The following is a 6,024-nucleotide window of genomic DNA, read 5'->3' on the forward strand; positions in this document are numbered from 1 at the left end:
GACTGTGTTGCAGACTCAGGACACAAGACTGGAGTCGTGGATGCTTCTCCAATGGCTCTTGCGAACGCTTTTCGTTACAATTATGGAGAGATTGAGGGGGCGAGCCTTTTGATTGATATTGGTGCGCGAACTAGTAACCTTATTTATGTCGAAGGTAAGCGTGTGTTCACTCGTAGTATAGCCATCGGTGGAGCTGCGATTACGAGTGCCATTTCAAAAGAGTACAATGTGCCATACGCTGAAGCTGAATCTCAGAAGGTGTCTAACGGGGTGGTCGCACTCGATACACGCCACACATCGGGCATGGATGAACTCACAGGGGCTCTTGCTTCCTGTATTCGTACAGCCCTCAACCGGATGCCAGCTGAAATTGCACGCACAACAAACTTCTACAGCAGCCAGCATGGTGGTAGTGCTCCAATACGTGTCTTTCTAGCGGGTGGTGGGGCAAACCTTCCACGTATAGGCGACTTCTTTCAGGAGAAACTCCGCTTGCCAGTGGAGTATTTCAATCCGCTGAAGCGCATTTCCGTAGCTCAAGAAATCGATGTGAATAAAGTCTCTACGCAGGCCCATCAGCTTGGTGAGCTGGTTGGTGTGGCACTTCGTTATATCGACCATGCTTCAATCGATATCGATTTGGTTCCTGAGGTGGTTCAGTTGGAGCGTGACGATAAGCGGCGCCGACCATTCTTGATCGGAGCTGCGGCTGTCACTCTAGCAGCCTTTACAACATTGTATCTTTCAAACTCTATGAAGGCTGGAGATGCTGAACGTAAACTCAAATCAGTTAACGAGCGCATTGATGCATTCAATGAGTTTGCGGAGCCGATAAAAGATGAAATAGAGCGTGAGGCGGTCATTCAGGAATTTTCCGATCAGTATGTACAAGCTCATTATGGTCAAAGATACTGGCTTGAGGTAATTGATGACCTTAAGCAACGTTTTGGTGATACCCATGTTTGGGTAACAGACATGAGCCCCCTTATTAATTATGAGGTCGGCAGCGAGAAGCCGGCAGAAGAGGCTGTTCGTAGTGACTTCGCTGACGTCGCTTATGGAACATCAAGCGTGACAGTGCCGAAGTCTGTAGAGACTGAATTCTTGTCCAAAGGTCGTCCGAATCCAAAATACGTAGCACCTGTAATCAATGCTGTAAGGGTCAAGGGGCTCTGGCGCGGAGCAGATGGAGCATCACGCGTGAACGAGCTAGTTAAAAAGCTCACATCTGAATCACAATTTTTCACACTAGAAATTGAAGACACCAGTGGCAGCAGGCCCTTAACTAGAACGCTCACCACTTCTGAATATTCTGAAACTGAGAGTATGCTGAAGGAAGGCGAGTTTGCCGCCACATTTACCGTAACGATCCCACTTAAGAAACCATTACCACTCCGATAAATCATGAGCTGGATACAGAAAAATAAATTCACAGCCGCTCTAGCCGGGGTCACTGCTGTTGGTTCAATCGCGCTTATTTCCCTTTCTATGGGAAAGAGTGATGCTACAGCATCTGCGCAGTCAAAACTGAAAAAATCTCTTAGGAGTGAAGCTAAAATTAAAAGTTTGCAGCCATTTCCAAGTCAGAATAATTTGGAAGAAAAGCAATCAATTGTAAATGATTACGCAAAAGGAGCGCAGGATCTACAAGGTCAGTTTGCAGCCTATCGTCCTAAGGCCAATGCTGTTGCTGACTTCGCGCCTGATAAATTCAGTGCGATCGTCAGTAGCTATCGCAATCGTTTGGACTACGAGTTCCAGGAGAATAAAGTCGAGCTGCCAGATCAATGTGTCTATGGATTTGAAGCTTATGCAAATAAGTTTCCTCGTCCGGAGGCTACTGGTGAGCTTAGCTACCAAGTGAAGGCTACTGAGTGGTTGCTTACGAAATTGGCAAAAAATAAGCCTGAGGCATTACTCAACGTGGTGCGCGCCAAGTTTGACTTAGAATCCGCTCCAGCTCCTGTAACGAGAGGTAGTAGGAATACTGTGAAGGCTGCCGTGAAAGAGCCTGCGTATTACGTTATGCCGCTGGAGTTGACATTCCGCAGTGACGAAAAAGGTCTTTCAAATTTCCTGTCAGAAATAGCTAACACCGACAGGTATGCGTTCGTTATTCGTAATGTGCGTGTGCAGAATGAGCGAATGACCCCACCAACAAAGGGGGATGCACAGTTCGAACCCGCTAAAGTTAAGACCAGCATGGATTATGCTTTTGTTTATGACGATGATAGCGGAGTTATTGGAGGTGCCGATACTCCTATTGTCGAAAATGCTGTGAGTGCTGCAGAGGAAGCTGATGTGCCGACTGTTGGCTCCGATAGCGATCAAAAGCGTTTGTTGTTACCAGTACTTGGTAGTGAGAAGGTGAATGTCTTCCTCAAGCTGGACCTTATCCTGTTGAATCAGTCAGCTGAGCTGACCCTTGACGAGGATGACGTGAAAGTAGAATTAAAAAAATCTAGCTCAGCTAACTAACCGTAACGATTATAAACATGTCTTGGTTAAAGGAAAATTATGAAAAGGCTGCGCTCGGCGGAGCCGCAGCAATATTGGTAGGCGTCGTGGTAACTAGTTTCCTCGTAGAGGGAATGAAGACTAGCGATCAAGCTCTTCCTGCAGAAATTAACAATAAATCAGCTACGGAGTTACTCGCTGAGATGGCTGTCGTGCTGGAGGTTCGCAAAAATCCAGCTGGAATTCGTCCTAAGTTAGTTGACGGTCGTGAGGTTGATTTATTCGTGGGTCAGACACTCTATATGGCTGATGGATCCGTTGATCCAATCGATATTTATGAAGGAACTCCTGTGCACAAAGGGATTCCGAACGAGTGGTGGCGCAAGTATGGGATCGACCCAAGTTTTGCCAATGCCGCCGAACGAGATGCAGATAAAGATGGATTCACTAACCGCGAAGAATTTGATAGTCAAACGCACCCAGCTGACAGGGAGTCTTATCCGTCACCTTTAGCTAAAGTTGTGGGCAATGGAGTGGATATTTTTAAAATGCAGATGAAGTGGAGTTCTTTTGATCAGAATTCAATCACGATTTCCTACCGTGATAACAAATTACTGAGTTTCCGTGAGCGTGTGAAGCAAGGTGCTGCATTTTTTCAGGATGGAAACGCCGAAATTAAAGGCCGTTTTGTTCTGAGTGCCGAGGCAATCAAAGTAGTCGACCCAGTTACTGGTCGTAGTCAAGATGCATACACTGTCGAAGATTCTACACCGCGTTATAGGGGGACGCCAAAGCAGAATTTTACTCTTCTCCGCAAGGGGAAAGTTGCTGGCTATAACGAAGTTCAAGACCGCTCAGTAACTCTAACGCTTCATGCGCTCGGACAAGAAGGATCAAGTTTTGTTGTTAAGGAATTCGAGAAATTCTCACTACCTTACGACCCCAAAGCGGAAGATCGCCCTTACCAAGTAACAAAAATCGAGCCATTTGTTGGGCAAAATGAGGTATTCTCAGTTGAGATAGCCGCTGACCACAATGGTAAGCCAGAATCCAAAACTCTTACTGTTCGTAAGAGATAAAAAAGTCTATCTGTTAGTTAATTACTCAATAGATTAGATAGATCTATGGAGATCTTTCAAAGAAATTGCATTTTTCTGAAAAAAGAGCTTCACACCCCACCTACATTAGAAGAACCTACCCACCAATCATGGAAAAAATACCTACGCATCGTTCCAGTCGCACAGCAGCCATTCTTATGGCGGCGGCTGCTGTTATGCCGCTAGCATCCCACGTAGCCCAGGCGCAGTCACTTGTTCAGCAAGAGATCGCACGCCGTGCTGCACAGGTGCAAGAAGCGGACGCCGCAATACTTGATGGCCGAAAGCTCTACGCCGAAGGCAAGTATGAACAAGCTGTCGCGGAATACCGCAAAGCAATCAACCTTCTGCCTGCAGGCCCTGCAGTAGCTGACCGTCGTCATGCATACACAGGTCATCTCGTAGATGGCTCAATTGCGCTCAGTCAAACCTACCGTCGTGTAGGCCGTTATGCTGAAGCTCGTCAGACTCTTTCTGATGTTCTCGCAAAAGACCCACTCAATAAAGCAGCTAAGCAGCAGTTGGAGTACCTCGATGACCCAATTCGTACCAACCCAGTTCTGACTTACGATCACACTCAGGATGCAGAGAAAGTGCGTAAACATCTCTACCGTGCACAAGGTTACCACAACCTTGGTAAGTACGATGAAGCTGAGGAAGAGTATAAAGAAATTCTCCGCGTTGACCGCTACAACAAAGCGGCGCGCCGTGGCATGGAGACAATCGCTGGCTTAAAGTCCGATTACTACCGCGCTGCTTATGATCAAACACGTGCTGAACTTCTAATGGAAGTGGATAGAGCGTGGGAGATCTCCGTTGCGCCTAGCGTTAACTTCGCTCAATCACCCGAAACTGGTTCTACGGTAGATGTTAGTGGAGCTCTTTACATTAAGCGTAAGCTTCAGAATATTGCGCTTCCCGTCGTTGACTTCGAAGACGTTACTGTAGATCAAGCTATTGACATTCTCCGCCAACGTGCACGTGAACTCGATACACTTGAGCTGGATCCTTCTAAGAAAGGAGTCAACTTTGTTGTGCGCACACCTACTGTGACTGGTGCAGCTGCTGATGATGATATTGCTTCTGAGTTTGGTGGTGGATCAAAGCCTGGTTCTAAGACAATCAGTTCACTCCAGTTACGCAACGTTCCTCTCGAAGTTGTGGTGAAGCAGATTTGTGATGTGACTCAACTTCGTTACAAGGTGGAAGATTATGCAGTGGTTCTCCTTCCGGCAACAGACTTTGATGATACAGAGCTTTACACCCGCTCCTTCAACGTTCCACCTGATTTCATTTCTCTCATCAATAGTGGTGCTGGACTAGGTGGAGGAGAAAGTGATGACCCGTTTGCAGAAGATACAGGTAGTAGTACAGGTATCGCACCGACTCCACCTGTGAAGGATCTACTTGCTGAGTCGGGTGTCGTGTTCCCTGAAGGAGCCACAGCAAGCTTCTCTAAGGCACGTTCCGTTCTTACTGTGCGCAATACAGCCAACAATCTCGATATTATCGAGCAGTTGGTGAATGCTCTGAAGTTGGAAAAGCCAAAGCAGATTCACATGTCCACAAAGTTCGTGGAGATCAACCAAGAGAACACAGATGAGCTCAGCTTTGACTGGATTCTTACACCAACTGCACTGAACAGTTCAGGAAATACCTTCCTAGGCGGTGGTACGAATGGTAACGGAGCTCCTCGTACAGGTAGTGATTTCCGAAGCCCAGTGAACGGGTTTAGTGTTCCTGGAATTCCTTCTGATCCAACGGCAGGAGTTCAAAACATCATGACTGGTGGTAACCGTACAGGTGACTACGCGGTAACACGTGATAGTATCGAGTCTTTCCTAAATAATCCTAACCGTAGTAGTCAATCTAACTCCGTGGCACCAGGTATCATGTCTTTGACCGGTCTGTTTACTGACGGTCAGGTACAAATGATTATGCGTGGTCTCTCGCAGAAAAAAGGATCGGACGTAATGACTGCTCCAAGCATCGTTGCTCGTTCTGGTGAGAAGGCGACTATCGAGATTATCCGGGAGTTTATTTACCCAACTGAGTACGAACCACCACAACTTCCAGACAGTGTTGGTACAACACAAGGTCTTGGTGGCGGTGGCGGTGGAGTTGGCGTTACAGGAGGTAGTACATTCCCGGTGACTCCAGCTACTCCTACAGCGTTCGAAACGCGTAATACTGGTGTTACTCTGGAAGTAGAGCCTACGCTGGGTGAAGATGGTTATACCATCGATCTGCGTTTTGCACCGGAAATCGTTGATTTCGAAGGTTTCATCAACTATGGGTCACCTATTCAGACTGCAGCAACCGATGCTGTGGGTATCCCTCGAACCGTAACTATTACTGAGAACCGCATCGAGATGCCAGTATTCTCTACACGTCGTGTGAATACAGGTCTTACTATCTATGACGGTCACACAGTTGCAGTTGGTGGATTGATGAGGGAAGATGTCCAGAA

General features: G+C 47.0%; 4 protein-coding genes. All 4 read left to right on the forward strand.

Features of this window, described 5'->3' with window-relative positions; all coding sequences use genetic code 11:
* On the forward strand, window positions 1–1,401 hold a 1,401-nt coding region (gene pilM / locus ABGY95_RS01080), incomplete at its 5' end, for a pilus assembly protein PilM (protein WP_347439827.1).
* 3 nt (window positions 1,402–1,404) lie between these two features.
* On the forward strand, window positions 1,405–2,478 hold the full coding sequence (locus ABGY95_RS01085; RefSeq protein WP_347439828.1) for an Amuc_1100 family pilus-like protein: 1,074 nt from the start codon (window positions 1,405–1,407) through the stop codon (window positions 2,476–2,478).
* 17 nt (window positions 2,479–2,495) lie between these two features.
* Window positions 2,496–3,536, forward strand: coding sequence for an Amuc_1099 family pilus-like system protein (locus tag ABGY95_RS01090; protein WP_347439829.1), 1,041 nt, complete (start codon window positions 2,496–2,498; stop codon window positions 3,534–3,536).
* A gap of 128 nt (window positions 3,537–3,664) precedes the next feature.
* On the forward strand, window positions 3,665–6,024 hold a 2,360-nt coding region (locus ABGY95_RS01095; protein WP_347439830.1), incomplete at its 3' end, for an Amuc_1098 family type IV pilus outer membrane protein.

The organism is Rubritalea sp. (assembly GCF_039830215.1).
Taxonomy (GTDB): domain Bacteria; phylum Verrucomicrobiota; class Verrucomicrobiia; order Verrucomicrobiales; family Akkermansiaceae; genus Rubritalea.